The organism is Parapedobacter flavus, assembly GCF_035818675.1.
Lineage (GTDB): Bacteria > Bacteroidota > Bacteroidia > Sphingobacteriales > Sphingobacteriaceae > Parapedobacter > Parapedobacter flavus.
This window is the reverse complement of the sequence record NZ_JAYKZZ010000016.1, coordinates 174,610-199,502: the sequence shown is the minus strand read 5'-3', so window position 1 is coordinate 199,502 and position 24,893 is coordinate 174,610. Positions and strand designations below refer to the sequence as shown.

Annotated in this window: 23 protein-coding genes; 7 read left to right on the top strand and 16 right to left on the bottom strand. The window is 50.5% G+C overall.

Features of this window, described 5'->3' with window-relative positions; genetic code table 11:
- Positions 1 to 43 precede the first annotated feature (43 nt).
- The 5 genes from U9S71_RS14110 to U9S71_RS14090 all read right to left on the bottom strand — a co-directional run bounded on the left by U9S71_RS14110 (position 44) and on the right by U9S71_RS14090 (position 6,948).
- Positions 44 to 2,641: a TonB-dependent receptor gene (locus U9S71_RS14110; protein ID WP_326328156.1), complete on the bottom strand. Its 2,598-nt coding sequence runs from the start codon at positions 2,639 to 2,641 to the stop codon at positions 44 to 46.
- Between the two features lie 115 nt (positions 2,642 to 2,756).
- Positions 2,757 to 3,197, bottom strand: a complete 441-nt coding sequence (locus U9S71_RS14105) for a carboxymuconolactone decarboxylase family protein (RefSeq protein ID WP_326328155.1) — start codon at positions 3,195 to 3,197, stop codon at positions 2,757 to 2,759.
- Positions 3,198 to 3,390: 193 nt separating this feature from the next.
- A complete protein-coding gene (locus U9S71_RS14100; RefSeq protein WP_326328154.1) occupies positions 3,391 to 4,638 on the bottom strand; it encodes a YeiH family protein in 1,248 nt (415 codons plus the stop codon).
- A gap of 22 nt (positions 4,639 to 4,660) precedes the next feature.
- Positions 4,661 to 6,085, bottom strand: coding sequence for a phytoene desaturase family protein (locus tag U9S71_RS14095; protein ID WP_326328153.1), 1,425 nt, complete (start codon positions 6,083 to 6,085; stop codon positions 4,661 to 4,663).
- Positions 6,086 to 6,156: 71 nt separating this feature from the next.
- Positions 6,157 to 6,948 carry a peptide deformylase gene (locus tag U9S71_RS14090; protein ID WP_326328152.1) on the bottom strand — a complete coding sequence of 264 codons (792 nt, stop codon included), beginning with the start codon at positions 6,946 to 6,948 and terminating at the stop codon, positions 6,157 to 6,159.
- Between the two features lie 243 nt (positions 6,949 to 7,191).
- On the opposite strand from U9S71_RS14090, the gene U9S71_RS14085 reads away from it, so the two are divergent.
- Positions 7,192 to 7,842 (top strand): DUF6266 family protein, encoded by a 651-nt coding sequence (locus tag U9S71_RS14085; protein ID WP_326328151.1) that lies wholly within the window; start codon positions 7,192 to 7,194, stop codon positions 7,840 to 7,842.
- Here U9S71_RS14085 and U9S71_RS14080 read toward each other — a convergent pair.
- From U9S71_RS14080 to U9S71_RS14070, 3 genes are all read right to left on the bottom strand, one after another.
- Entirely contained in the window at positions 7,839 to 8,315 is a 477-nt protein-coding gene (locus U9S71_RS14080) for a methylated-DNA--[protein]-cysteine S-methyltransferase (RefSeq protein WP_326328150.1), read from the bottom strand. The two genes, U9S71_RS14085 and U9S71_RS14080, sit on opposite strands and share 4 nt — an antisense overlap.
- 27 nt (positions 8,316 to 8,342) lie before the next feature.
- Entirely contained in the window at positions 8,343 to 9,224 is an 882-nt protein-coding gene (lipA, locus tag U9S71_RS14075; RefSeq protein WP_326328149.1) for a lipoyl synthase, read from the bottom strand.
- Positions 9,225 to 9,308: 84 nt separating this feature from the next.
- Entirely contained in the window at positions 9,309 to 10,391 is a 1,083-nt protein-coding gene (locus U9S71_RS14070) for a family 20 glycosylhydrolase (protein WP_326328148.1), read from the bottom strand.
- Positions 10,392 to 10,654: 263 nt separating this feature from the next.
- Here U9S71_RS14070 and U9S71_RS14065 point away from each other — a divergent pair, with 263 nt between their 5' ends.
- Entirely contained in the window at positions 10,655 to 11,257 is a 603-nt protein-coding gene (locus U9S71_RS14065) for a hypothetical protein (RefSeq protein ID WP_326328147.1), read from the top strand.
- Between the two features lie 194 nt (positions 11,258 to 11,451).
- On the opposite strand, the gene recA is transcribed toward U9S71_RS14065, so the two are convergent.
- The 5 genes from recA to U9S71_RS14040 all read right to left on the bottom strand — a co-directional run bounded on the left by recA (position 11,452) and on the right by U9S71_RS14040 (position 15,545).
- Positions 11,452 to 12,459 (bottom strand): recombinase RecA, encoded by a 1,008-nt coding sequence (gene recA, locus U9S71_RS14060; RefSeq protein WP_326328146.1) that lies wholly within the window; start codon positions 12,457 to 12,459, stop codon positions 11,452 to 11,454.
- 41 nt (positions 12,460 to 12,500) lie between these two features.
- Positions 12,501 to 13,226 (bottom strand): endonuclease III, encoded by a 726-nt coding sequence (gene nth / locus U9S71_RS14055; RefSeq protein ID WP_326328145.1) that lies wholly within the window; start codon positions 13,224 to 13,226, stop codon positions 12,501 to 12,503.
- Between the two features lie 19 nt (positions 13,227 to 13,245).
- On the bottom strand, positions 13,246 to 13,449 hold the full coding sequence (locus U9S71_RS14050; RefSeq protein ID WP_326328144.1) for a hypothetical protein: 204 nt from the start codon (positions 13,447 to 13,449) through the stop codon (positions 13,246 to 13,248).
- A gap of 69 nt (positions 13,450 to 13,518) precedes the next feature.
- Positions 13,519 to 15,147: a S8 family peptidase gene (locus U9S71_RS14045; RefSeq protein WP_326328143.1), complete on the bottom strand. Its 1,629-nt coding sequence runs from the start codon at positions 15,145 to 15,147 to the stop codon at positions 13,519 to 13,521.
- A 110-nt stretch (positions 15,148 to 15,257) separates the two neighbouring features.
- Positions 15,258 to 15,545, bottom strand: a complete 288-nt coding sequence (locus U9S71_RS14040; protein ID WP_326328142.1) for a hypothetical protein — start codon at positions 15,543 to 15,545, stop codon at positions 15,258 to 15,260.
- A gap of 391 nt (positions 15,546 to 15,936) precedes the next feature.
- Between U9S71_RS14040 and U9S71_RS14035 the strand changes: the two genes are divergently transcribed.
- The 5 genes from U9S71_RS14035 (at position 15,937) to argH (ending at position 21,285) form a co-directional block, all read left to right on the top strand.
- On the top strand, positions 15,937 to 16,647 hold the full coding sequence (locus U9S71_RS14035; RefSeq protein ID WP_326328141.1) for a GNAT family N-acetyltransferase: 711 nt from the start codon (positions 15,937 to 15,939) through the stop codon (positions 16,645 to 16,647).
- 26 nt (positions 16,648 to 16,673) lie between these two features.
- Positions 16,674 to 17,861, top strand: coding sequence for an argininosuccinate synthase (argG, locus tag U9S71_RS14030; RefSeq protein WP_326328140.1), 1,188 nt, complete (start codon positions 16,674 to 16,676; stop codon positions 17,859 to 17,861).
- Entirely contained in the window at positions 17,862 to 18,881 is a 1,020-nt protein-coding gene (argC, locus tag U9S71_RS14025; protein WP_326328139.1) for an N-acetyl-gamma-glutamyl-phosphate reductase, read from the top strand.
- Positions 18,882 to 18,884: 3 nt separating this feature from the next.
- Positions 18,885 to 19,469, top strand: coding sequence for a Crp/Fnr family transcriptional regulator (locus U9S71_RS14020; protein WP_326328138.1), 585 nt, complete (start codon positions 18,885 to 18,887; stop codon positions 19,467 to 19,469).
- Positions 19,470 to 19,947: 478 nt separating this feature from the next.
- A complete protein-coding gene (gene argH / locus U9S71_RS14015; protein ID WP_326328137.1) occupies positions 19,948 to 21,285 on the top strand; it encodes an argininosuccinate lyase in 1,338 nt (445 codons plus the stop codon).
- A gap of 23 nt (positions 21,286 to 21,308) precedes the next feature.
- Here the strand turns inward: argH and U9S71_RS14010 are convergent, their stop codons facing one another.
- The 3 genes from U9S71_RS14010 to U9S71_RS14000 all read right to left on the bottom strand — a co-directional run bounded on the left by U9S71_RS14010 (position 21,309) and on the right by U9S71_RS14000 (position 24,770).
- Positions 21,309 to 22,379, bottom strand: a complete 1,071-nt coding sequence (locus tag U9S71_RS14010; RefSeq protein ID WP_326328136.1) for an aldose epimerase family protein — start codon at positions 22,377 to 22,379, stop codon at positions 21,309 to 21,311.
- 16 nt (positions 22,380 to 22,395) lie between these two features.
- On the bottom strand, positions 22,396 to 23,571 hold the full coding sequence (gene galK / locus U9S71_RS14005; RefSeq protein WP_326328135.1) for a galactokinase: 1,176 nt from the start codon (positions 23,569 to 23,571) through the stop codon (positions 22,396 to 22,398).
- A gap of 224 nt (positions 23,572 to 23,795) precedes the next feature.
- Positions 23,796 to 24,770, bottom strand: a complete 975-nt coding sequence (locus tag U9S71_RS14000) for a HEPN domain-containing protein (RefSeq protein ID WP_326328134.1) — start codon at positions 24,768 to 24,770, stop codon at positions 23,796 to 23,798.
- Between the last annotated feature and the right edge of the window lie 123 nt (positions 24,771 to 24,893).

Below are 24,893 nucleotides of genomic sequence, written 5' to 3'. Positions count from 1 at the left end.
TATCTATTGAGGCAATACGTTGGTGCCGATACCATTAACAGTCCTAAAACGCGTATCGCAAGGTAACGCCATACGTTCGCGGGTCGCCCAACACACCGGCATAGTGGCCGGCACTGCCCCCAGCGGGCAGCAGTTGTTCGAAGTAGTCGGTATTGAAGAGGTTCCGCCCCCAAACAAAAAGTGAAACCCCTTTCGTGGCACGGAAACCGACGCGCCCATTAACCAGTGTGTAGCCATTTACGATGAGGTAGGTGGACGGCGATGCACTCGACGAAAACGAGGACCGGTAGAAACCATCCAGCGCGAAAACAAATTCACCCTCCTGTCCGAATAAGTGCGCGGTGTTGGTTACCGCCTCACCGCCGAATGAGGTAGCCCATTCGGAGATACCAGGCAACTTTCCGCCCGAAATATCTTTAAAGGTGGGGCCGCCAACTTCTTCTAATGGCGGCGGCGCATTGGTAAACTTGACATATTTGCCATTGGTATACGCCAATGAAGCGTATAGCGAGAAGAACGAGCCGAGCTTCGCGGTGGCATCCGCTTCCACGCCATTTACCCGGATGTGCTCCGCATTGGCCAAGTAACCGCGGTTTACCGATAAATCTGCCGATTGCACTTGGGCCTGGTAGTCTTTAACCTCGGTGTTGTAGATGGTCAATCCCAACGAAACACTGCGGATAGGCTGCGCTTTGATGCCCACTTCATAATGCTGGACATGCTCCGGCTTAATCACCGCTAACTCCAACATGGTTTGTCCGTTTTCGCGTGGCAGTCCGCCGAGGTTCAGCCCTACGGGTCGGTAGCCTGTGGAAAACGTAGCGAACGTATTGACCTTGTCAGATGGTTCGTAAGCGAGGGTAACCTGACCCGATACGTTGGTATTATCGATATCGGCTTGGAAAGCCTGCGCCGCGTAGACCGCATTCTTAATGGCAAGCAGCTCGGGATCATCGGTTTGCAGGCCCCCGTAGGTTTCGCGGCGGAAATCGACTTCCTTTTTATCGTAATTGATCCGGATACCGGGCAACAGGCGAAGCGTTGACGTAATTTTCCAATCGACCTGCGCGAACACAGCCCCACTGAATGTTTCCAAGCTGGGATACGTTTTTATGCCGTAGCCATCCAATAACCCCGGTGTCTGCCACAAGTCGCTTTCCGAATTCTGCGAAAAACGCCATTGGTTCCGTCCCGCTTCTTCCGTATGCGCAGAATCCGCATGGAGCGACTGACCGAACGTAAAAAGGCCCACCACAGCACTCACCTTCGGCGAGATATCGCCCGCCCAGCGCACCTCTTGCGACCACTGTTCGTGGCGGGAGGGCGCTTGCGACAGCGCGAGGCCCTGCAGGCCGGTGAAATCACGGTCGTTTGAAGGCATCCAGTTCCAATACCGCCAAGCGGTGGTTGCCGTCAGTGTACCCGGCCCTAACTTCACATCCACATTGGCTGAAACCCCGCCCAGATCCTGGCCAGAGCGCCAAGGGGTATCGTGGTCAATGAGCCGGTCGAACGGATCCCGACTGGGCAATTCGTAACCCAGATCGGCGATGATCTGGTCAAATTGCCGGTAGGCCGGCCGCTGCGTCGGCGCAACGCCGGCAATTACCTGCGCATAGCCCGTGGGGCGCTGGCGGGTGGCGTCGCCTGCCACCAACACCTGCCAAGTTTCGGACGGCGCGTATAGGAGTTGACCGCGCACCCCGAGGTTGTTCAAGTCATTCAACCGTTGCTGGGTTGCCACATTGTAGAGCACCCCATCGCGTTGCGTACCGCTGAACGACAAGCGTGCAGCTAAATGGTCGTTCAACGGACCGCTCACCGATGCTTTTGCCTGGATGTATCCATAATTTCCGTAGCTAAGCTCAGCCCGGCCCTCTGGCGTGAACGAAGGCCTGCGGGTAGTGAGATTGAACGCACCGGCGACGGTATTTTTACCAAACAGGGTGCCTTGCGGCCCGCGCAGCACCTCGATCTGCTCTACGTCAATGAAGTCGAGGGTGGTAGCCGCAGTTCGCGCATAATAGACACCGTCGACATAAAAACTCACGCCAGGATCGATGCCATCATTGGTGAGCCCAAAGGTGGTACCCAAACCACGGATACTTAGCCCAGTGTTGCGCGGATTGGAAGAATATAGCTGCACCGTAGGAACGAGCTCCTTCAGCCGGTTCACATTGAAGGCGCCGCTCTCTTCGGCAAGTGCGCCGCCCACTACCGATACTGGTATCGGCACGTGCTGCAGCAGCTCTCTGCGGCGGCGTGAGGTAACCACCACCTCTCCCAGTCCCGTTGCACGCCGCGTTAACCCGATGGTTACGTTGGTTTCCGTCACCACCACCGCTTTGGTTTCATAACCAAGGTAAGAGACGATAACCGTAATCGGTAACTTTTGGCCGGTTACAAAACGGAAATGACCTTGTCTGTCGGTGTTGGTACTATGGGTGATTCCTTCCAACTGAAGCGTAGCCCCCGCGAGTGGTTCTTGCGTTTCCGCATCTTGTACCACGCCCTCAAATGTCGCGTTGATTAACGGTTGGGTCTCTTGGGCCTGGAGCAGTGTGAACACGGTTATTCCAAGACTTGTTAAGGCAATCCGCCTGATTGCCTTTAAATGAATACGTAGAGGTGTTAATATCATTAGAAAATACTTTAGTTGCTAACGGCAACAAAAGTATACTAATCTAGTAGACATTAAAAGGCATAAAAACTGCGCATTTTAGGAAGAAAGTATGCGCATGAATGAATAGCGACCCTTACACAGGCAAAGGGGTGAGCGTACTGATCGCGATACGGTTCCATACGTTGATCGTCGCGACAGCCATGATAATTTGCGACAAGTAGTTCTCGCCAAAGGCTTTCAACGCTGCCTGGTAGGTAGCGGTTGTCAGCCCTTGCTGGCTGATTAACGTCACTTCTTCGGTTACCTGCAGCAGGATACGCTCTTCTTCAGTAAACAGGTCGGTTTCGCGCCAGGCATTCAACAAGAAGATGCGCTGTGCGGTCTCGCCATTTTTCAGGGCATCCTTGGTATGCATATCGATGCAGAAAGCACATCCGTTGATCTGGGATGCCCGGATTTTGAGCAATTCCTTATGCGTTGGAGTGAGCTGCGATTGAGCCAAGTATTTTTCCAAAGCAAAAACAGCTTGGTAGCCTTTTGGTTCTGTTTGTTCGATATTAATGCGTCTTTCCATGGTGTAATTAATTTTTGTTACGGAACAAAGATACCTCGCGGTTGCCGGAAAAAACTTGAACCCGTTCAAGAAAGTTAAAAGTTTTTTACAAAGAACTAATTGCCTGGGTACGTTCTGCACAAGGGCAAGAATTGATACAAAAAACAGGATACACGCCCTATCTTACCTTCGATTAACGTGCGTACGGTGCCTACTACCCAAACAACCACCAGGCAACGGCCAGCGTAATCAAGATATTGAAAAACTGTGCGACAAGGAACACGTAGAACGGTTTGATGCTATTATGTCCCAAGAGATCCTTGAAATTCGTTTCGAGTCCGATGCTGGTAAAAGCCAATGCGAACCACAACCCTTGGATATTTTTGACACCCCCTTTCACCGCGGTTACCGTAGCTTCATCCAGCACGAACGAAAACAGCAGCGATGCACCAATGAAACCCAGCACGAACTTAGGAAAGCGTTCCCAAATAACGCCCACGCCTGGCTTCTCCACGTATTCGCCATCCGGTGTGCCACGATAGGTCCAGTAGATGGAAATGGCAAGTGCTGCAATCCCCAACAACACGTTTTGGGAAAATTTGACAATGGTACTGATTTCCAACGCGCGCTCGCCCACCAGGCTGCCCGATGCGACAACCGCCCCGGTGGTATCTATACTACCCCCCAGCCAGGCACCGGTTACCTCTTCGGGAAAACCGAGCGCATTGGCGATGTACGGCATGGCTATCATCATCGGTATCGCAGTAATCAATACCATAGCCACGACGTACGACAGCTTCTTCGAATCTCCTTTGATGGCTCCGGATGTGGCGATGGCCGCCGATACGCCGCAGATCGAAACCGCACTCGAAATCATCATCGTCAGCTCGTCGTCCACCTTAAACTTGCGGCATAGCCAGAACGCGAAATACCATACCGATAAGACAACGATGAGCGATTGGACCAAGCCGAGCGACCCTGCGGTGAGGATATCCGAGAAGATGACCCGCGTACCCAACAGCACCAACCCGATCTTGACAAGCAGTTCGGCATTCAATGATTCCCTGAACCATTGGGGCAGCTTAAACAGGTTGCCCACCAATAATCCGATTAACAAACTGAAAATAACCGTTTCCAGCCCCAGTTCCTTCAAGAATAAATTGCCCGATAAGATAAGCGCCCCGATGGTGAGCAGGAATACAAACGGAAACCCCACAAGCTGCGATTTGACGGATTTGCCGGTAATGAAGGCCCCGATGATGACAATGGCATAGGCAAACAAGAACTGGAAGAAAACACTCGTGCCGTTGGAAGCGGTAAACAGGGAAGCTAGTGCCGCGCCATCGTTCCACTTATACTGGGGAACCGGTATGGACAGACCAGCGACAGCTAATAAGATGATGAGAAAACCCAAAAAAACAACCGCCCAATCTTCCGTGAGCTTTATACGTGATGATGACATAATAGAAAAAGAAAAAGTTAGCTTAAAAAATATCTTTTAGCACCTGCCTGGCTGCGTAGTAGCCGCACATACCATGTACTCCTCCACCCGGTGGCGTAGATGCCGAACAAATATATAAACCTTTCGCGGAAGTACGATAAGGAGATAACCGAAGTGTAGGGCGATTGAACAATTGTGCGATGTTCACCACCCCGCCGTTGATATCCCCTCCGATATAATTTGCGTTGTATCCCTCCATGTCGGTTGTATTAAAGGTATGCACTGCACGTATGGTATCGCGGAAGCCCGGTGCAAAACGTTCGACCTGATTGGTGATGGCTTCGGTCATGTCAGTGGTCGATCCGTTGGGCACATGGCAGTAAGCCCACCCCGTGTGGCCGGCCGGCGCCCGAGACGCATCGAATACACTCTGCTGCGCAAACAGCACAAAGGGTTTTTCCGGGTGGTTGTTCTTCCATATTTGGCGTTCGCTATCAGCGATTTCATTGAATGTGCCGCCAAGGTGCACGGTCCCGGCTTTCCTTGCGGCGTCGGCCTGGAACGGGACAGGCTCACTTAATGCCCAATCTACCTTGAATACCCCCATTCCGTATCGGTGGCGCTTTAACTGCCATCGGCAAAGGGGCGACAACCTATCTCCGCAGATTTCCAGGAGCTGCTTGGGCGATGTATCGAACAGGATGGCTTTTGCCTCGGGCAGGTCGCCCAACGCTTTGACTTCTGTGTCGGTTCGGATCGTACCCCCAAGCGATTGGAAGTAGCTCGCCATGGCATCGGCAATGGATTGCGACCCGCCTTTCGGTATCGGCCACCCACCCCGGTGCCCGGCGATGGTGAGCACAAAGGCAATAGCAGACGAGGTGAGGCTTTCCAGTGGAATCATGCTGTGGGCGGCGATACCGGCCCATAGGCCCTTCGCTTCGCGGGTTCGGAAACGTGCGGCCACCTGTTTTCCCGACTGGAGCGATTTCAAGCCAAAAGCTGCCAACGCAAGGGGGTTCTTCGGCATCTTCAGCATCGGTCCGAGGATGTGGCTATCGATTTTAGGCCAGTTTCTCACTAACGGCGCGAAGAGGCGCTGGTAGGCGGCGTTGTCTTCTCCCAACCCTGCTGCCGTTTCATCGAGAGACCGGTAAAGTGCCGCTGCTGTACCATCATCAAACGGATGGGCAGCCAGCACGTCGGGATGGATGTACTCAAGTCCGAACGCGTGCAAAGGCAGCGAACTTAGGAACGGCGACGCCATCCCCATGGGGTGCACGGCCGAACACACATCGTGGTGGAAGCCCGGGAGTGTGAGCTCGGCGGTACGCATTCCGCCGCCGATGGTGGATTTAGCCTCCAGCAACAACACCTGCACCCCTGCTTGTTGCAAGGTGATGGCCGCTGCCAACCCGTTGGGGCCGGAGCCGATGACGATGGCGTCGTATGACTGTTTACTGCTCACGGTTGGACAATTATAACAATTAATTGTGAGGCGCAAGATTCAATTCTGGAAAATCAAACGCGCTATCATAATCATTGCCGCCGGAGCCGTTCCTTCAAATAGAGTTCGGTTTCGCCATTGATGCGGTGATAAGCTTCTTGTGTCTGCTCGGCCTGGCGGTCGGAAAAAAGAATACCATAGAGGTGGTCCGTTTCGTGTTGGAAAATCACGGCGGTAAAGCCTTCTACCATTTCCTCGTGTTGAACACCCTCGCTATCCTGATAGGTTAGGCGTATGGTATAATTGCGCAATACCTGACCCATGGTGTCGGGGATGGAAAGGCAGCCTTCCAATCCTTTGCGCAACAATTTGGAGCGCCAGGTAATTTTCGGGTTGAGATATAATTCCATCGGCTCGCCCGGTTTATCGAAACGCTGTACCCAAATCAAGTTACGATTGATACCTACTTGTGGAGCCGCGATGCCCACGCCGGGGTGCAGCGAGTCCGTCACCGATAAATACATGCGCTTGGCCAGTAGTGGGAGCAACGGTTCCCCGGGGTCGATATCTTCCGACTGCGTTCGTAGTATCGCTTCTTCCGCGGCTACGGTATCTTGGATAACCCGCATCAATAGGGTGGTATCGCCCGACAGGATGACCTCACGTTCAGTGGCGCTAAGTGCTTTTGGCGTTGGGGGCGTTCGTGAATAGGGCCGCTGTATGTCCTCGGCCCTCACAGCACTTGAGTCTTTTGCAAGCCGCTCCAGCTTCTGCTGCCGAACAGCTTGCGCACTGTCTATACGATACTGCCCGACGGCCAACTGCCACACGCATGAGCACATGACGGCGACCAGGGCCAGCTTGGTAATCAACGAATGGATCATCTCGCAAATATACTTGGTTTAGCGCGCATCAAATGATATTCCATCGTCAAATTTTCTAGATCCAGCCGAAATCCATCCGTTATTCTCTCTATATTTACTATGCTTCAACAAGGATATAATAGTGCTTCTACATAGGGTTAACAAAGGTATAGCACTATCAATAGCATATTAATTCACTATTTCTAATTTATTTACTGTACATTTGATTGAGCTCACACTAGGGAAGAACTAAGAGCAGATATTATGGCAATCGGGCATCAGGGTATCAATGGCCCCTTTAGGGGAAAGATAGGAGCGGTAGTGGGGTACACCCTAAACGGCGAACAAGTAATGCGGTCAGTGGGTAAACGGATCAAGCCCTTTACACCGCTAGAGCTTTTAAACCAGGCAAAAATGAAAGCCGTATCTAAATTTCTCTCGCCCATCCAGAACATCGTTAAATTCGGATATCAGCAGGAGGCCCCTCCCGGCAGTCGCGTAGGGGCATTTCAATTGGCACAATCGTATGTCCGGAAGAATGCAATCGATCTGGATGAGGAAGACAAGCCATTTGTCAATCCGGCAAAGGTATTGATTTCGCGAGGCACGCTGGGGCCCCCGTTAAACGCCACGGCGGAACTGGAGGGTAATCGGCTGACCATCCGTTGGGAGCATCCGGAAGCTGGTTGGGGCGAGGACAGGCTCGTGTTACTGCTCTACGACGGCTACCTATTCCGCCATTTTAGGGAAAGTGGCGCAGAGCGTAAAGAAGGTATCGAAAGCTTGGTGTTAGACGCACTACGACGTATCGAACAACCGGTGCATGTGTATGCGGCGTTCCGGAATGCCTTTTCAGGCGAGATTTCGGATAGTGTATACTGCGGGGTACTAACGCCGCCGGAGACTTCGGGTTAAAATAAGGCTTGCTGCTTGTAGGGGCTTTCATGCTCCAGCAACCACTTTTTCCGCCATAGGCCACCGGCATATCCGGTAAGGGCCCCATCGCTGCCAATTACACGGTGGCAGGGAATGACAATCCAAAGTGGGTTCTGTCCGTTGGCGGCGGCTGCCGCCCGTATCGCTTTCACGTCGCCGAGGCGCCGGGATAGTTCCAAGTAGGAAATCGTTTTCCCGTAGGGTATATTAAGGAGTTCCTCCCAAACACTTTTCTGGAAATCCGTTCCTTTCAGGTTGAGTTGCAGCTGGAACGTCTGCCGTTTCCCGGTGAAGTACGCTCTGAGCTGTGCCACGGCATCGGTCAATGAATCGGGAATTTCTTGGGATGGCTTTACGGTATCGTCCTTCAGCACGGAAACCGCAACGATCCCATCCTCATCACCTTTGATAGCGGTGATTCCAAGTGGTGTCTGTACGAAAACTTCTTCCATGCTTCTCGATGGTTTGCGGGGCAGCTTTCACTGCATATCAAACAGATGCTTTTCGGCGTGGTATGACGAACGCACCAGCGGGCCGCTCTCCACATATTTGAAGCCCATACGCAACCCTACTTCCTGGTAGTACTTGAATTGATCGGGTGTAATCCATTCCACAACGGGGTGATGCGCTTTGGTGGGCTGCAGGTATTGACCCAGCGTAAGGATGTGTACGCCTGCCTCATACAGGTCGGTCATCGCTTCAATGACATCCGCCTCGGTTTCACCGAAGCCAAGCATGATGCCCGACTTGGTACGTAATCCGGCAGCGGAGATGCGGCGCAGGCATTCGAGGCTTCGGTCGTACTTGGCTTGGATGCGCACTTCGCGGGTAAGCCGGCGCACGGTCTCCAGGTTGTGTGAAACAACTTCAGGTCGCACGGCCAGTACGCGCTCAAGGTTTTCCCAGTTCCCCTTGAAATCGGGGATAAGTGTTTCCAGTGTCGTGTCCGGGCTTTCGCGGCGGATGGCGTTCACGGTTTCGGCCCACACCGTAGATCCGCCGTCTTTGAGGTCATCGCGATCCACCGACGTGATAACGCAATGTTTCACCTCCATAAGTTTCACCGAGCTGGCCACCCGATTGGGCTCGTCCATATCGACCGCCAGCGGCCGGCCGGTAGCTACGGCACAGAACGAGCAGGAGCGAGTGCAGATGTTGCCGAGTATCATGAACGTGGCCGTGCCTGCCCCCCAACATTCGCCCATATTGGGGCAATTGCCGCTCTCGCAGATGGTATGCAGCTTATGTTCATCTACCAAACTACGCACATGCCGGTATTCTTTACCTACCGGCAGTTTCACGCGCAACCAATCGGGCTTGCGCTGCAATTGATTCGCTGGAATGACAGGAAGTTCAATCATATGGCAAAGTTAGGGATTAATCTTGGAATTTCCTTTTTGACCACAGGCCCGCCCCGATAATCTGACGTTCGCCAAACAGTAGGCCTAGCGCCTTCCGATTTCAGCAAACAGTGCCTTGAAACAAGCTACTTCGCTCTCTTTACCTAGGGGTTCATTACTATAGAATTCATCAAGAAACGACCCCGCGCCGCTCCATACGGTTTGCATCATGCCTTGGTAACGCGGTGCCATCTCCCCGCTAGCACGGTGTTTGAAACGAACCATATCCTGTAATTGGGCGATAGCGACGTCACCCTTTCTCCAAGGGCAGGTGATTACCGAAAACCCTTTCATCGCAAAATATACTGCTGTCTGAACGGGCTGATCGTAGTGCCAGTCGCAAATCATCACGTCTTTGTTGATGAGGCCTATGGCACGGTGGGTGTTGTTCATGCTAGTCTCCCACATGCCGATGCCGGTGGTTTTACCATCGATAAGGCGGTCGCCCCAAATCCATAGTTGCCGATCGCGCTGCGCCAGATGGTTGGCGATTTTGTTCACTTCATTGGCAAACAGTTCCGCCTTATTATGCCCTGCACAACGCTCGCAACTGTCGTGCCCGATGTAAAAGACCTCATCCATGCCGGCATGAAAGGCATCCGCCTCGAAAACATCACAGATTTCATCGACGAGGTCAAAAACCACGTCGTGCACTTCGGGATGCAGCGGGCAATAGCTTTTGCAATACAGGCCATCAGCGTTAGGCCATGCATATTCCTCCGGCATCTGTACGTGGGGTGTTTCGTCAAATTGCGGATAAACCTCGAGTAGTTTTCCCAATGTCCCGGCCCACGACTGATGACCCAGCAGGTTAATCTGGGGAATAATCCGTATGTTATGTTTCTGGCAGATCGCAACCAACTGCTTCACTTCTCCCTTTGATAACGGATTGTCACCGCGGAGTTCCGGATGGCGTTTGAATGCATAGTTATGGTCTACCCGTAGCACTAAGGTATTGACACCGCGTGGGGCCAGCTCTTCGTCGATAAATTTAACAAAATCACGTAGGCGATCGGGGCTCGGCGCGGCGATGCAAAAGCCGCGGATGGCAAGTGTGGTTTGGCCTGCGACAATGTGGCAGCTGAACAGCATCAAGAGTGCAGTAATGAATTGATATATTTTTTGCATGGTTAAAAGAATTGGTTCTCGGGTTATGGCCCAGTACCACCCCGGCATCCATTTCGATGAGATCAACCTTCTGTTGCTTTTGCTGACCAACGATAATTGTCGCTAAAAACAGCGACAGCAGAAAAATAAGGGGACGAGCGCTTTTCACAATTAATCAATTTATGTACTTGTAAGGCTTTAATACCCAGGTAAAATTAATTTGGCAAATACGGGAAAACAACTACCTTAGCAACACCAATATACAAATATAAATACAAAGCACCATGAAAAAATTAATCAGTACCGCTGCTACCCTGATGCTTATCGTTACGGTAGGGTTCGCACAGAAGATGAAAGTCATAGCTGGCGACTTCGGCTTCTTGGAAGGTCAGGAAACCATTGTAACAAAATTGGACTTCAGTGAGGTAACGTTCTATAACGAAAACCTCACAGAACAGGAATACATTGATAAGCGGGTCAAAGAGATTGACGAGAAAGAACCCGGCGAGTCGGCCAACTGGATAAAAGACTGGGAGTCGTTCAAGAACGAGCGTTTTTTGGAGAAGTTTACCACCATTGCCACTGAAAGTTCGAAGGCCAACCTTAAATTTGTTACCGAAGGTAACGCCCCCTATACCCTAATCGTGAAGACCACTTGGATTTATCCGGGATGGTTTGGCGGGGTCATGAAACAGCATGCAAAAATCAGCACGCTCTTGCAGTTTGTCGAGTCTGGCAACCCGGATAATGTGCTCTTAGCCATTGAGGCTGACAAAGCCCCCGGAGATATCGCTTTTGTAGGCATACCTAATACCAACGACCGGATTGCTGAAGGGTTTGCAAAGACAGGCAAATCACTAGCACGGCTTATTGACAAAAAGTTATAATAGCTAAACGATTAAAAAAAAGCATAAAGAAAGGCCCTGAAACGGGGAGAATCAGGGCCTTCTAACTAACCAATTATAAACCTAAATTATGAAAAGACAATTTTACATGATGGTATCATCAACTTTCGTGCCGAAAAAGCGACACAAGTGTTAAGTTTTTGTTAAATGAGCACTGCCTTACCGCTTGACTAGCATTAAAGCTCTTCCAATTTCTCAGCAGTAACCTCTGCCTTTATTTTTGTTTCCAATTCATCCATCAAATCCGGATTATCCAATAGCAAGGTTTTCACTGCATCGCGCCCTTGGCCAAGTTTGGTATCGCCATAACTGAACCAAGAGCCGGACTTCTTGATGATATTGAAATCGACCCCTAGGTCGATGATTTCGCCAGCCTTGGAAATACCTTCACCAAACATGATGTCAAATTCTGCAATCCGGAAGGGCGGTGCCACTTTGTTCTTTACAATCTTTACTTTCACCCGATTTCCTGCCACTTCGTCCGAATCCTTGATTTGTGCCATGCGGCGGATGTCAAGGCGAACGGACGCATAGAATTTGAGCGCATTTCCCCCCGTCGTGGTTTCTGGGTTACCGAACATGACCCCGATTTTCTCACGCAATTGGTTGATGAAAATACAGCAACAATTGGTTTTGGAGATGGTGCCTGTAAGTTTCCGTAATGCTTGCGACATCAAGCGGGCTTGCAACCCCATCTTGGAATCTCCCATTTCGCCCTCAATCTCACCTTTGGGCACCAACGCGGCCACGGAGTCGATAACGATCACATCGATTGCTCCGGAACGAATCAAGTTGTCGGCGATTTCCAATGCCTGTTCACCATTATCAGGTTGGGCAATCAATAGGTTCTCGATATCCACCCCAAGTTTACGTGCATAATATTTATCAAATGCATGCTCTGCGTCGACGATTGCGGCGATGCCACCCGTTTTCTGTGCTTCGGCGATGATGTGCGTGGCAAGTGTGGTTTTACCCGACGACTCCGGACCGTATATTTCGATAACCCGGCCCTTGGGCACCCCGCCGATCCCCAATGCTATGTCCAATCCAATCGAACCGGTTGATATCGAATCAATCGGCTCTACCGCCGAATCTCCTAATTTCATCACGGCACCTTTTCCGTAGGACTTTTCCAGCTTATCTAATGTCAGCTGCAGGGCTTTCAGTTTTTCTTGGCTACTCATTTTATTAGTATTTTGTTCGTCAAATGTAAATCAAATTATTTTTATTTACTAATTTTTTTCGTTTTTATTTTCGTGTCTTTCGTAACCGATGCCTGATCTGGTGCTAGAGACCCGACCTCCAGCTTCGGCCGGATCACTTTCTCGTAATACCGGCACATCCACGTGATGGGGCATTCCTCGCATTTGGGTTTTCGGGCCACACAGATATACCGGCCGTGTAAAATTAACCAATGGTGCGCAATGGCCAATGTATCTCTCGGTAAGTATTTTACTAACTGTTTCTCCACGGCCAGGGGCGTTTTTGCACGATCGGTCAAACCGATTCGATTGGCCACCCGAAACACATGCGTATCTACTGCGATAGCAGGTGCATTATATACTACGGAGGCAATTACATTGGCCGTTTTCCGGCCCACACCCGGTAGCTTCTGGAGGTCTTCTATGGATTGCGGCACTACGCCGCCGAAATCGTCGACCAGCTTTTTAGCCATACCCACCAAGTGCTTGGCCTTGTTATTAGGATAACTCACGCTGCGTATGTAGGTAAACACCTCGTCGGGATGGCTTGCCGCAAGGCTTTCTGCCTCGGGGAACCGCCCGAACAATGCGGGGGTTACCTGGTTAATCCGCTTGTCTGTGCATTGTGCAGACAAGATAACAGCCACGAGCAACTCGTACGCGTTTCGGTAGTTCAGTTCGGTTTGGGCATCTGGATTGTGCGTAGAGAAATACGCCACAAAAGCCTGGTAGCGTTCTTTTTTTAACATGTTTTGGATAATTCCCCTTTTAAATCAACGGCGCGCGCCGGGTCTGGGAATACGACGTAATCTTACTTATTATCTCCGAGTGCGGCTGGCGAAGCAGCGCATCCAGTTCACTTTTAAGCATGTCGTAAAACAATTGGTCATCGGCATCCAACCGGATAACATCGCTATCCAAATGCCTGTCGACCTCACGGGAAGAGACTGTCTGTGTATACGTTTCTGTCATAAGCATATTAGTTATATGGTATATAACGCCTTCACCAACAAATTAGTATGCCTAAACAACAGTCCACATTCATTTTTTCTTCAGACCTTCAACCGTTTGCTCCGCTAATTGCACCGCACGGTATGCATTAACTATACCACCGGTCACACAAATGTCATTCATAGATACCCGCATATTGCGCCCGTCGGGACCCGACACTTTTACGCGTTGATCTACCCGGGTAACGGACTGCATGATGATGCGCTTCACTTCTACGGCGGGCAGTTGCGGATAATAAGAGCGTATTAGTGCGGCCAAACCGGCAACAACAGGAGACGCCATACTGGTACCTTGCTGGTCTTTATAAGTAGATTCGGGCATGGTAGAATGGATTTTCACCCCAGGAGCGAACACATCGACCGACCGGCGGCCATAATTGGAAAACGAGGCTACAAGTTCATTATCATTGTTCCACTGCGATGCGCCCACTTCTATCCACGCCGTTGCTTCCCCTTTATTAATTCCCAGACTATCGACGAAGTTCCGGTTGGGGAAATTCGGATTGGCATCATTATCCTGACCGTCGTTTCCGGCGGCATGAATTAGGAGTACGTCGTTTTCGATAGCAAACCGGACGGCGTCATCAACAACCTGTTTGTCCTTTACGAAGGCCTTGCCGAAACTCATGTTAATCACTTTCGCACCATTCTCTACCGCATAGCGGATGGAGTTGGCCACATCTTTATCGCGCTCATCGCCGTTGGGCACCGTACGCAGTACCATGATGCGCACATCATCTGCCACACCCTTTATACCGATATCGTTGGAACGTACAGCACCGATAATACCCGCCACATGCGTACCGTGGTCGGCATCCGGTCCGGTTACATCGGCATTGCCATAATAGCGTTCGCGGCTGTTTTCGTAATCATCCCCCACAATATGCCTTGAATCAAAGTCCTTATTAAGATGGTAATTGACCTGATTGTTAAAATGCTCCACTCCGTCTTCAAGGTCTTTGTAAAACACACTAAAGTCGGGCTCGTCTTTTAATTCCTTCTTGACAACACGCAGGGCCATCTTTTCGAGGTCGCCCTCCGCCTTGTAATTATCAAAATCGGCCAGAGTCGGGTTCTCTTTGCCAATCCGGGCTACCATCGTGTCGACCATGCGTTTTAGGCCGGTATAGCTCACCTGGCCAAAGCGGGCCTCCTGTGTTTTGTTAGCGTAATAGGTGACCATTTTCTGATACTCGGCAAACTCCCTCCGTTCTTCACCGCTCATCGGGGTGCTGGGCAACACCGAAACGTATTGGGGTTCGAGGTCCCGGACAAGGCGAGTCACTTCCAAGTTATCGTAATGGACATTTTCTCCATTGGCGTTGCCGATGAAATTCCACCCGTACTTGTCGTTGATGTAGCCGTTGCCGTCTTCGTCCGTTCCTGTGTTGGCACTATCTTTCTCATTGACCCAAATGACATCTTTCAAGTCCTCGTGGTTTACGTCTACGCCGCCATCGATGACAGCCACCACTACAGGGGTACTTTTCTTACCATTAAGCAATTCTTCGTATGCTTTTTCGGTACTTATACCCATTACGCCGTCACGTTCGTAGTCGAGATTAAACCAGTTTGCCGGCGGGGTGTCTTTTGTCTGTCCGAAAGAAAATATAGGAAACAGGATGATGAGGAGTGCGCTGCGCAATTTCGAAAACGCCATAGGATATTCTATTTTAGTGTGCTGGGCAAACTTAGCTAAATTTTTGATTGTGTGCTTCAGCGTATCGTTTGTTCTTTGATGACAATTTGGACAAAAGGTTTAATGGCCTGTCATGGCTTAACCGCAGGGGTACTTTTTTCCTGGGCTTCCTTTTTTCGTTCCTCAAAATTCTGGACGGCATTTTTACTCGCCCTGATCGAGGCGGCCACTGCGCCAATAACGAGCAGCGTTACAATGATAATGCCCCAAATCCCCTTTCGACGATCTTGCTTCATCAGCCATATGAGGAAGGCAATAAGGGGTATCGCGAAAATCAAGATGAAAAACCAACTTGTTCCTGTCATGCCGCAAAGTTCGTAAATTTGTTGCTTGTTTTCGTACATTTTTGTTTTTTGCATTCTCGCTATCGGCAAATCGGAAATATATGAATACGAAAAACACAAAAAAGCGATGATTAATTTAAAATATTTTCATTATATTTGGCACCTTAATTGCAGCGCAATGCTGGATACAAATAGGATGAACACAAAAAATATAATAGCTCTATCTGCCGCGCCTTGTTTCGAGCATCGCGCGATGTGCTTTTTTTGTGAACTGTCAACAGCCGAAAGACCGGTTCTCCGGTTCCGACGACCCATATTGCCCCGGGCTTAATAAGGGGCATACCTCTCCGATAGGTGTACGATAAGAAGTCCATCCGTACCGATTAATCCATGTTATTATTAAGTTATTTAAACAGCGAAACACAACCTAGACGGTTTGTTTCCAATTTTCGGGGTCGTTATTCCAATGGAACTCTCAGACTTTAATATTATCCCAGCTACCGAAGCGTACGTCGATTACGCTCAGCAGATCTGCGACGAGATGGCAGAATCGGCCAAGGCCCGTGGTACCGGTATCGCCCAACGCAGCCCGGAGTATGTAGCTAACAAAATGCGCGAGGGCAAAGCGGTTATTGCACTGCGCAAATTGGACAAGGCATGGGCCGGATTTTGCTACATCGAAACCTGGAGCCATGGCGACTTTGTGGCTAACTCCGGACTGGTAGTTAATCCGGAATTCCGGAAGGTCGGGTTGGCTAAGGCCATAAAAAAACGTATCTTCGACCTCTCCAGGGAAAAATACCCCAAAGCAAAGATATTTGGGCTCACCACCGGTTTGGCGGTCATGAAAATCAATTCCGACTTGGGTTATGAGCCGGTAACCTATTCGGAGCTGACGCAGGATGAGCAATTTTGGAAAGGCTGCCAAAGTTGTGTAAACTATGACATCCTGACGATGAAGCAGCGTAAAAATTGCATGTGTACGGCGATGCTCTGGGATCCGGTGGAAAAAGAAAAGGAACTCCGTGAACGGATTGAAATGAAAGCCAAAGCCAAGGAGCGGCTGAAACAGATCACGAAGAAATCTTCGCTGTTGAAACGGATTGAAGCCAAACTCTGGAAGTCGACCAAGAAAATGGTCACAGCATTTGTTGCCCGGCATCCGAAGACCATATAAGTTAAATAGTTGAAACCAATAGATAGATGAAGAAAGTCGTATTAGCGTTTAGTGGAGGGCTGGACACCTCGTTTTGCTGTATTTACCTAACCAAGGACCGTGGACTGGAAGTTCATTCGGTGATTGTCAATACCGGTGGTTTTTCTGCGGAAGAACTTGAGCAAATAGAGAAGCGCGCCTATGCGCTGGGGGTCAAATCGCACGTCGTGGTTGATGAAACGGAAAACTATTACGACAGCAGCATTAAATACCTCATTTTTGGCAATGTGCTAAAAAACGCCACTTACCCCCTTTCGGTCAGTGCCGAACGGGTGAGCCAAGCGACAGCTATTGCAAACTACGCCAAAAAGATAGGTGCCGAATATGTGGCACACGGCAGTACCGGCGCGGGCAACGACCAGGTGCGGTTTGACATGATTTTCAACACCATCATCCCCAACGTAGAGATCATCACGCCCATCCGCGACCTTAAATTGAGCCGCGAGGAAGAGATCGAGTACCTCCATAAGCACGGCGTGGAATTTAATGCGGAAAAGGCCAAATATTCCATCAACAAGGGCATCTGGGGCACGTCGGTTGGCGGAAAGGAAACCCTGACTTCCAACGAAACACTACCCGAAGAGGCATGGCCCACGCCGGCGACGGCGACGGCTCCACGCCGCCTGGTGCTGACCTTCGAAAATGGCGAGCCCGTAGCACTGGATGGTCGCCGGATTGGCCCCGTGAAGGTTATCCAGGAGTTACAGTCCATTGCCCAGCCGTATGGCATCGGCCGTGATATCCACGTGGGCGACACGATTATCGGCATCAAGGGCCGGGTGGGTTTTGAGGCTGCTGCACCGCTGATCATCATCAAGGCACACCATACACTTGAGAAACATACGCTGACCAAATGGCAGCTGAGCTGGAAAGACCAGCTGGCTGCATTTTACGGCAATTGGATGCACGAGGGACAAATGCATGACCCCGTGATGCGCGATATCGAGGCATTTCTGCAAAATGCTCAGCAAACAGTGTCGGGTGAAGTATTCGTGGAATTACATCCTTATCGATTCACCATAATCGGTATCGAGTCCACACATGACCTCATGTCTAATGCTTTTGGCAGCTACGGCGAGATGAACAATACCTGGAGCGGGGATGATGTGAAAGGTTTCTCGAAGATTTTCGGCAACCAGGTATCTATCTGGCATAAAGTAAATGGAGGCAGGTAGATGGATAAAATAAAAATAGGCATTATCGGCTCGGCAGGTTATACCGGGGGTGAATTGTTACGGATTCTGATCTATCACCCCCAGGTGGATATTGTGTTTACCCATAGCGGCAGCAATGCGGGCAATAAAGTATCTAACGTGCATACCGACCTGCTGGGCGACACCGACCTTCGGTTTTCCGACACCTACCATAGTAACATCGATGTGTTGTTCCTTTGCGTGGGCCATGGTGACGCGCGTAAATTTTTGGAAGCCAACGCAATTGCCCCACACGTAAAAATCATCGATCTCTCGCAGGATTATCGACTGGGTGCGAACAGGGAGTACCAAGGTCAATCGTTCGTTTATGGCCTCCCCGAGTTGCAGCGTGATGCTATCCGGTCGGCCCAATACGTTGCCAATCCCGGTTGTTTTGCCACAGGCATCCAGTTAGCCCTGCTACCACTGGCGGCCGCAGGTCTGCTCACCAACGAAATCCATATAAACGCCACTACGGGCTCAACAGGCGCAGGGCAACGGCCAACGGCCACCTCCCATTTCAGCTGGCGTACCAGCAACCTGTCGATATACAAGGCGTTTTCGCACCAGCACCTACAGGAGATTAGCGAATCGCTGACGCAGTTGCAGCCCGGTTTCCTTCCGGAGGGGGATGAACCGCTGCTAAAGCGGGCCATGCAGCGCATTAACATCATCCCCCAGCGCGGCAATTTCCCGCGGGGCATCCTGTCGGCGGTTTACTTGGATTGTAGCCTTAGTGAAAACGACGCGCGCGAGCATTACCGGGCATACTATGCGGAACATCCTTTTACACACATCAGCGACTCCAACATCGACCTCAAACAGGTCGTTAACACAAATAAGTGCATTTTGCAGATTGAAAAACATGATGGCAAATTACTTATCACCAGTATTGTAGACAACCTGCTCAAGGGCGCCAGCGGCCAGGCCGTGCAAAATATGAACCTCATCACGGGCTTGGATGAAACCGCCGGCCTCCGGCTGAAAAGCGTAGGGTTTTAAGCCATGTTTACAGCCATCAATGATTACGTCAATCGCTGCGGCGTCTTTTCGCCCGAAGATATGGCGGTATTCAATGATCTCCTCAAACCCAAGTCAATCAAGAAAAAGCAACTACTGCTCCGTGAGGGCGAAATCTGCAATTTTGAGGCGTACATTGTTCGTGGTTGCCTACGTACGTTTTATATCGATGAAAACGGCAGCGAGGTCATCTTACAGTTTTCGGTGGAAGACTGGTGGGTGAGCGACATCGGCAGTTTCCATGACCGCACACCCTCACTGCTTTACATCGAGGCGATTGAAGATAGTGAGCTGCTCACACTTAACCCGGCCCGTAAGGAGGAATTGCTGGCTCGCGTACCGCAATTTGAACGTGTATTCCGTCTGATGATCCAGCGACACCTCTCGGCCGTGGAGCGTAGACTAATCCGCACTATTGCCAAAACAGCAGAAGAGCGTTATATCGAGTTTATTAAACAATACCCGAAGATTGCTTTGCGGGTGCCGCAGCATTATATCGCATCATACCTCGGTATGACTCCCGAATTCTTAAGTAAGGTAAGGCGCCGGATGGCTACGCGCAGAGACTGATTGACGCCGCACACCCACAAGACCATGGTATAGCAAAAAACGACGCCAAATCCCTCATCTTAGCGCCGTCTCTTTTGCTTAAAATTAAACATCAAAAAAAATAGGTTTATAATCAGTTAGCGTGTTTCTCCAGTTTTAAGACCCGGATGTCTACCACTAATTTATGTTTACAATATCGAGTAATTCATGATTCACTCACCTTATTTAACCAAGGCTAAAGGCGTTTGAATCAACCCATTTTCCCCTTTGTTGGTTACAAACGTAACAATATAAACGATACCGGCAAAGCTTTTTTTTAAAAATAAGTGAGTAAACACTCACTGCAAGAAAATCAACCCAGTTATTCGGTGTATTTCGAAGGCGCTCATACCGCACCGTGGCAACAGCCATCGTTGGTATACGATGAAATTAACATCACCATGCGTATGAATACGGAGCATTTTACTAAGTTTGGCGTTGAATTAGATTTTAGCTAGAAATGAAGATTTGGCAAAAGAATACGGACGTGAACGCTTTTGTGGACCGCTTTACCGTAGGCAATGACCGCGAGCTTGACTTACAGCTTGCGGCGGCCGATATTTTGGGTTCGCTGGCCCATACGCGTATGTTGCACAGTATCGGCTTGTTGGATGGACCGGACCTCGCCGCCGTTCAGGCTGGCTTGCAAGAGCTGTATAAGGAGGTAGCTTCCGGCGTATTTACGATAAACGATGGAGTGGAAGATGTGCATTCGCAGGTGGAACTGTTGCTTACGCAACGAGTCGGCGAAGCGGGCAAAAAAATCCACAGCGGCCGGTCGCGCAATGACCAAGTGCTTGTAGACCTTAAGCTGTATTTCCGTACGGAAATTGAAACGCTTGTTAAACACACGCAAGCCCTTTTCGATCGGCTTACCACACTAAGCGAAACCCACAAGACCGTGTTGTTGCCGGGTTACACCCACTTGCAGATCGCCATGCCATCGTCTTTCGGGCTGTGGTTCGGTGCGTATGCCGAGAGCTTGGTAGACGACCTCGCGTTGCTGCACGCCGCATGGACGGTATGCAACAAAAACCCGCTGGGGTCTGCCGCTGGTTATGGCTCTTCATTTCCCCTCGATCGCCGGATGACAACCGACCTGCTCGGATTTGACGACCTCAACTATAATGTAGTATACGCGCAGATGGGGCGGGGCAAAACGGAGCGTATCCTGGCACAGGGCATGAGTGCCATCGCTGCTACCCTGGCCAAGTTCGCCATGGACGTGTGCCTTTATATCAATCAGAATTTCGGGTTTATCTCGTTCCCCGACCACCTTACTACCGGATCGAGCATCATGCCGCACAAGAAAAATCCGGATGTGTTTGAGCTAGTACGCGGACGGTGCAACAAGATACAAGCATTGCCGAATGAAATTGCGTTGATGACGACCAACCTGCCATCGGGCTACCATCGCGACCTGCAGCTGCTCAAGGAGAACCTGTTCCCGGCGTTCCAGTCGCTCAATGCGTGCTTGGAGATCACTACGTTTATGCTTGAGCACATTGAAATCAAAAAGAACATCCTCGACGATCCCAAGTACGATTATTTATTCAGCGTTGAAGTTGTTAATGAAGAAGTACTCAAGGGCGTTCCGTTCCGCGAAGCGTACCGCAACATCGGCTTGGCCATTGAAGATGGCAGCTTCAGTCCCCAGAAAGCGGTGAATCACACCCACGCGGGCAGCATAGGCAACCTGTGTACGGCAGAAATCCGGCAAGCGTTTGAAGGCATGGTGGAGCGTTTCGGTTTCGACCGCATTCATGGCGCATTAAACGCACTACTTGTTGACAACTAAGTGTTGCCTCTTGCACGCACTTGTTATTTCACGACCGAGAACCGGTAGATAGTTTCCGATTGGAACACCTGTCCCGGCAGCAGCAACGTACTCGGAAATTCCGGCTGGTTGGGTGCATCGGGGAAATGCTGTGTTTCGAGGCAAAAAGCCCCGTATTTTCCATAGGGTTTGCTTTGCTTTCCGATGTCCTTACCCGTCAGAAAATTACCCGTATAAAGCTGCACACCCGGCTCGGTGGTATGCACATCCATGCAAATCCCGGTAAGCCGGGACACCACCGTAGCTATTGACGCGCCGGTGTTCACCGTTGCTGGACGCAACACGTAGTTATGGTCGTAACCATGACCAATCCGCAACTGCTCGTCTTCTCGGCTGATGTCCTTCCCAATCGGCTTGGCCGTGGTAAAATCAAAAGGTGTTCCTTCCACTTCGGCCAATTCGCCTGTTGGTATTTGGTATTCGTCACAGGGCAGATATCTATCAGCTGCTATCGATAGCACATGATCCAGCACATGGCCGTTGCCTTCACCATTGAGATTGAAGAACGCGTGGTTGGTGAGGTTAATTACAGTAGGCTTATCCGTTTCAGCACGGTAGGTGATGACCAGCTCATTGTCATCGGTAAGGCGGTACTTTACCATGACGGAAAGCCGGCCCGGAAACCCTTCCTCCCCATCGGCGGCCACATAATAAAAATCTGCCTTTTCGCGATGGACCACACGCCGATCCCACACACGCGTATGGAAACCACCTGCCCCGCCATGAAGTGCATTTGGGCCATTGTTCGGCTGTATGCTGTACGTTTCACCTTCAATGGCAAAACGACCATTCGCAATGCGGTTCGCGAACCGCCCCGCCGTCACGCCGTGGTAAATCTCGTTGGCAGTGAGGTACCCTTGTATATTATCAAACCCCAAGACTACATCGGTGGGGTTGCCATCTTTATCGGGCACGATAAGTCCCACGATACGGGCACCGTAATCGGAAAGGGCTAAGGCCATTCCCCTGTTGTTCTGCAGCCTAACAAGGTGTGTGGGCTGTCCGCTGATCTCGTGTTCGAAATCGTCTTCTTTGGGTAGTTTGTAGGGCATCATCGTCGGGGTTATTGCGTTAATCCAAAATCACGTTCGTGCCGGCGGATATATTGGCAATATATACTTGGGCAGTCCGGCCTGTTTTTTCGTTGTAGGCGGCGGTAACGGCATCGACCACACCACGTACGGCGTTAACCTTCACTAAATTGATGGTGCAGCCACCAAACCCGCCACCCATCATGCGCGCACCCAGTACAGCATCATTATCGCGCACAAGATCTACCAGGATATCCAGTTCATCGCAGCTCACCTCATACAGGTGCTGGAGTCCATCGTGAGTCTCAAACATGCGTTTGCCAAATGTGGTAAAGTCGTCCTTTTTCAGATCGTCGCACGCGTCTTGTAACCGTTTGATCTCCGAAACGACATAATGGCAACGGTTATACACCGTGGCGTCGATCGGTTTCACGTGTTCGTCCAGCTGCTCAAGGGTTGCATCGCGCAAGCTTTTCACGTGCGGGTGGTGCTGCTGAATCAATGCGACACCGTGCTCGCATTGCTCGCGGCGCTCGTTGTAGGCCGACGATGCCAGTGAGTGTTTCACTTGGGTGTCGAACAGCACGATGCACAGGTCGGGATTGTTGAACGGGATATACTCGTACGAGAAGTCGGCACAATCTAGCTTGATGAGCCGTTGTTCCTGTCCGAAAACACTGGCGAACTGATCCATCAAACCACATTTTACGCCGACAAATTCATTCTCAGCGGCCTGTGCTGTCAGGGCGATATCCAGACGGGGTATGCCTAGGTCGAATAGCTCATTTAATGCGAAGGCGGTGGCACATTCCAATGCGGCCGACGACGAGAGCCCCGCTCCTTGTGGAATATCGCCTCCGAACACCAAATTGAAGCCCACCATACGGTGGCCGCGCTGCTGCAATTGCTGCACGACACCGAGGATATAATCCGGCCACAGCAGCGGTGACCGATCCAGTGCATCAAGGTTGGCATGATAAGATTCCTGCTGGTCTAGTGCATGCAGCTGGATAACGTTGTCATCGCGCTCACCGATGGCGACGATGATGTTTTTATCTATCGCTGCCGGAAGCACCAGTCCTTGATTGTAGTCGGTATGTTCACCGATGAGGTTCACGCGGCCCGGGGAACGCACCAATAACGGTGTGCCGCCGTAGAGCTCATGGTATTTTTTATATACTGCACTTTGCAGGGAAGTCGTCGTTGCTGTACTCATGTAACGTTAGTCAAAATGAGCGCTAAAAGTACATAAAAATTAGAGGAGTGCAAGGTGTTACCCCTGTAAAAGATAAGACTGATTTGTACTGGCTAACGACGAGCTAGCCACAGGGACAGTTCGCTATGGCCGTCAACCCGTTGATGGTCGACGGGACCCCAACGACTAAGCGACGCGGCCCACCAGCTAACCAGTGAAGCTAACAGACTGATGAGCGAAAACCGTTAGTTAATAGGCACGGTCGCCATCAAAGGTGAAGAAGCCATCGATGCTTGTGATTCCCCCACCCATACCTCTAGTTCTGCTATCCGCTTATTACACAACTCGCCTGCAATCCGCAGCAAAGTGGAAGCGCGGTAATACAGCGCCCAAGCCTGCTCCTCGTTTACCGCGAACCCAGCGGCATACCGGCTATCCATGTAGCTGCTTTTGAGCAGATTGAAAAGTGCTTTGTTTTCTGGGTTATCCCGCGGAAACACCGAGGCGATTTCGGGAGCCAACGCACTGCACAGTTTAAGCATCCACGCCAGGTTGTGGGTGTTGGGCCGCATGTACAACATCACCTTAAGCATGGCCTTACATGCCTGCTCCACGCTTTGGTGCACCATGAATACGGCCATATTGAATTTGTGCTCCATCAGACAATAACTGGCACAGTCCATAAACTGGCAACTGTTATTAAACCAACACCGCCAGCCCTCCCGGGTTTGCCGCAGTAGTGTTTCGTGGCACACGAACACCTTGCGCGGAGGCAGCGTATTCATGCCACTATAAAGCAGTGCCCCATGCTGAAACACCGTACCGGCAAACGCATCGCCATTGGTGAGTTGTTGCATTGCCTCGCTGTAGGCCATCACCACTGCGGCATACTGGTGATCTTCCAGCGTTACACTATTGGCAAGATGATGAATCTCGGGAAGACTGCGTTGTTCGCTATCATTATATACCAAGAGGATATCCGTACGGAACCAATTTTTATCGACTTTAGGGCCAAAGCAATGTATACTTTGTGCCTCGTATCGTTGCAATGCAAAACAAAAGATAAACTCGGTAGCCAGTCGGTGGGTAAGTTCTTTTGCCAACCGGCGCAGCGCAACCTGTTGCGCTGCGGTAAGATTATTGAGATCGATATCCATGGTGGTCGGTTTTTCAGCCTGATAAATGGGCTGCGTTTGCAATGGTTTATCTATTTCTGTCACAGTCAATGGAATTTTTTAAAGCCGTATGGCCTTGATTTTTTAATTGTATACCCTGCAAAGTTCTTTAAGTTTGTATCTTGCTATCGCAACACATCAAAGATACTATCTTTAGATAAGTTTTCA

What these genes read in the sequence shown, in the direction of transcription:
- U9S71_RS14110 (WP_326328156.1), bottom strand. Translation starts at nt 2,641, where the DNA reads ATGATATTAACACCTCTACGTATTCATTTAAAGGCAATCAGGCGGATT.
- U9S71_RS14105 (WP_326328155.1), bottom strand. Translation starts at nt 3,197, where the DNA reads ATGGAAAGACGCATTAATATCGAACAAACAGAACCAAAAGGCTACCAA.
- U9S71_RS14100 (WP_326328154.1), bottom strand. Translation starts at nt 4,638, where the DNA reads ATGTCATCATCACGTATAAAGCTCACGGAAGATTGGGCGGTTGTTTTT.
- U9S71_RS14090 (WP_326328152.1), bottom strand. Translation starts at nt 6,948, where the DNA reads ATGATCCATTCGTTGATTACCAAGCTGGCCCTGGTCGCCGTCATGTGC.
- U9S71_RS14085 (WP_326328151.1), top strand. Translation starts at nt 7,192, where the DNA reads ATGGCAATCGGGCATCAGGGTATCAATGGCCCCTTTAGGGGAAAGATA.
- U9S71_RS14080 (WP_326328150.1), bottom strand. Translation starts at nt 8,315, where the DNA reads ATGGAAGAAGTTTTCGTACAGACACCACTTGGAATCACCGCTATCAAA.
- lipA (WP_326328149.1), bottom strand. Translation starts at nt 9,224, where the DNA reads ATGATTGAACTTCCTGTCATTCCAGCGAATCAATTGCAGCGCAAGCCC.
- U9S71_RS14070 (WP_326328148.1), bottom strand. Translation starts at nt 10,391, where the DNA reads ATGCAAAAAATATATCAATTCATTACTGCACTCTTGATGCTGTTCAGC.
- U9S71_RS14065 (WP_326328147.1), top strand. Translation starts at nt 10,655, where the DNA reads ATGAAAAAATTAATCAGTACCGCTGCTACCCTGATGCTTATCGTTACG.
- recA (WP_326328146.1), bottom strand. Translation starts at nt 12,459, where the DNA reads ATGAGTAGCCAAGAAAAACTGAAAGCCCTGCAGCTGACATTAGATAAG.
- nth (WP_326328145.1), bottom strand. Translation starts at nt 13,226, where the DNA reads ATGTTAAAAAAAGAACGCTACCAGGCTTTTGTGGCGTATTTCTCTACG.
- U9S71_RS14050 (WP_326328144.1), bottom strand. Translation starts at nt 13,449, where the DNA reads ATGACAGAAACGTATACACAGACAGTCTCTTCCCGTGAGGTCGACAGG.
- U9S71_RS14045 (WP_326328143.1), bottom strand. Translation starts at nt 15,147, where the DNA reads ATGGCGTTTTCGAAATTGCGCAGCGCACTCCTCATCATCCTGTTTCCT.
- U9S71_RS14040 (WP_326328142.1), bottom strand. Translation starts at nt 15,545, where the DNA reads ATGCAAAAAACAAAAATGTACGAAAACAAGCAACAAATTTACGAACTT.
- U9S71_RS14035 (WP_326328141.1), top strand. Translation starts at nt 15,937, where the DNA reads ATGGAACTCTCAGACTTTAATATTATCCCAGCTACCGAAGCGTACGTC.
- argG (WP_326328140.1), top strand. Translation starts at nt 16,674, where the DNA reads ATGAAGAAAGTCGTATTAGCGTTTAGTGGAGGGCTGGACACCTCGTTT.
- argC (WP_326328139.1), top strand. Translation starts at nt 17,862, where the DNA reads ATGGATAAAATAAAAATAGGCATTATCGGCTCGGCAGGTTATACCGGG.
- U9S71_RS14020 (WP_326328138.1), top strand. Translation starts at nt 18,885, where the DNA reads ATGTTTACAGCCATCAATGATTACGTCAATCGCTGCGGCGTCTTTTCG.
- argH (WP_326328137.1), top strand. Translation starts at nt 19,948, where the DNA reads ATGAAGATTTGGCAAAAGAATACGGACGTGAACGCTTTTGTGGACCGC.
- U9S71_RS14010 (WP_326328136.1), bottom strand. Translation starts at nt 22,379, where the DNA reads ATGATGCCCTACAAACTACCCAAAGAAGACGATTTCGAACACGAGATC.
- galK (WP_326328135.1), bottom strand. Translation starts at nt 23,571, where the DNA reads ATGAGTACAGCAACGACGACTTCCCTGCAAAGTGCAGTATATAAAAAA.